The 2138-nt window shown below is 37.7% G+C and carries 2 protein-coding genes; both read right to left on the bottom strand.

The features are described 5' to 3' along the window. Window positions 1-564, bottom strand: a 564-nt coding sequence (locus tag DXB52_RS15550; protein ID WP_181989235.1) for a hypothetical protein, incomplete at its 3' end; no start/stop codon positions are given. A 66-nt stretch (window positions 565-630) separates the two neighbouring features. Continuing rightward, a partial coding sequence (locus DXB52_RS15545; protein ID WP_472520542.1) for an RHS repeat-associated core domain-containing protein occupies window positions 631-2138 on the bottom strand: 1508 nt, incomplete at its 5' end.

Raw genomic sequence — 2138 nt, 5'->3', positions numbered from 1 at the left:
GAAGCCCGCAGCAAAGTGATTGACGGGATTCTTGCCAGCCGGAAATCTTTCTGTTTCATCAATTCTAATTTCACATGGTTCAAACATTTTTTTTATAAACAAGCCCAATTCATAATCCGACATTTCTATAAAATTAATATAATCTTTTTCTTCCGTTTTTCGCGAATATCCCCCTCTATTATTCCGTTCCCATCTTCTAATTTCTAATTCATCTTTTTCTTCCGTTTTTCGCGAATATCCCCCTCTATTATTCCGTTCCCATCTTCTAATTTCTAATTCATCTCCATTTTGTTTCAAATCAATTCTTTGATAATTCTTGGAAAATGTTGGAAAACTTTTATATTTTGTTTGTTTCCAAAAATTGTTTAATTGAGATTCGTCTACTTTTGGGGAACTTTCTGCAATTTTTATTCCTTTTCTAATTGCACAGCCTATCTTATCTATTGTTTCTTCAGCCATAATTTCAATTGTAGGTTCGATAGAAATATAACATCCCATAAACCTTTCAATGGCATTAGGCACAATTAAGAAACCATATTTTTGATTATAATATACAGAAATCATATCCGTTTTCTCCTCTCTATTACTTAAGGGGAATAAAATATTCCCCTTAAGCTATTTACTTTGCTATTATTTTCCTACTGTAATAATGAGTTTAACACCTTTATCAATACCATGTTTTGTAGCATTATTAACTGCATTTATCTGAGCTTCGCTTAATGTTACATTTGGAACAACTACTTGTAATTGTCTACCCACTATTTCTTCCGCATTAACAAATTTACCATTAAATGTTTCTCCTATAAATCCTGAAACTTTATTAATGTCCTTGACAATTACCTTTTCCAATTTATTACCATTTTGATAAGTCTTTGCACCTAAGTCTCGGCTTTTAACACTAGTCACAACACCATTTTCTACTTTATCTATGGTCGGGAAATTGTGTCCCAAGTTATTTCCCATAGCTTTGTCAATAATATCTCCTCGCTCTAATGGTGGTTTTTCCCAAGTGCCTTCTGGCAATTTTGTTTCGGTTACTTCTGCAACTAATTTTTTAAACGATTTATCAATCCCATCATTATGGGTACTTCCTGCACTCCTTACTACATTCAAAAGTTTCCCAGCCCCATAACTAAGGCCACCCATAACGCCACCTGTCACTGCTCCTGCAATACCACCGACTAACGTATCTTTTGCTACTTGTTTCAGACTATTTCCAGACAAACCTGAATTCACTGCACTATATGAAGCTCCACCAATAGCTCCAATAACTGCTCCTGAAACCATCGCCGTTCCTAAGCCACCCATTGCTGGCAATGCTGCCAGAACTGCTCCTGCAGCCAAACCGCCTGTTGCAGCAACTACAAGACCAGAAACTGTAACCGCAGTTATACCAATGGCTACTTTTTTCACCGCATTCCAGTCGACTTTTCCTAACTGATCTGAAATACGGTCTGCTGTTGTACACATCTGACGAACAACTTCTGCACGGATTTCTGCTCTCCGTTCTGCTACATATGACTGGAAAGATGTATATGTTTTTCCAGCCTTTTGCAGTCCGCTTCCTACATTTCTGATGAAGTTGCTGCCTTTTGATACGATCTTCTGGTAAGTTCCACTGCTTGTAACACGATTTTTCACAGATTGATATGTCTTCGTGTGTGTGACTGCATTTATTACAGTTTTTGCTGTTCGCTTCACAGCATTTGTAACAGTTCTGGCTACCTTTTTGACCGTATTGACGACTGTTTTCACAACCTTCTTCGCTGTATTGACAATCTTCTTACCAACATTCTTCACCGCACTCACTGCTTTTTTCCACCATGAATGTCCTGTCGGATCATCATAGTTTACCGGATTATTGGATGTATATGCATAACGGTTTCTGGTTAATGGATTTTCTGTCGTTCCAAGATCACTATCTTCAGTTGTAAAGGTTCCGTTCTCTACGCTATAGTATCTTGCCCGCAGATACTGAAGTCCTGTTTTTACATTTGTGGACTCCCCATTGTAACCGTAGTAATTGACACCGTCTGCTGTTCCTGATGTAAGGTTTCCGTATGGATCATACTGATAACTGTTCGTCAGATTAGCATTTTCAGTCAGGATTCCGGTTACGCTGTTTCTTCCGTCATATA

It is taken from the genome of Ruminococcus sp. OM04-4AA (genome assembly GCF_003462585.1).
Lineage (GTDB): Bacteria > Bacillota > Clostridia > Lachnospirales > Lachnospiraceae > Mediterraneibacter > Mediterraneibacter faecis.
The sequence above is the reverse complement of the archived record's forward strand: the minus strand, read 5'-3'. Positions and strand labels throughout refer to the sequence as shown.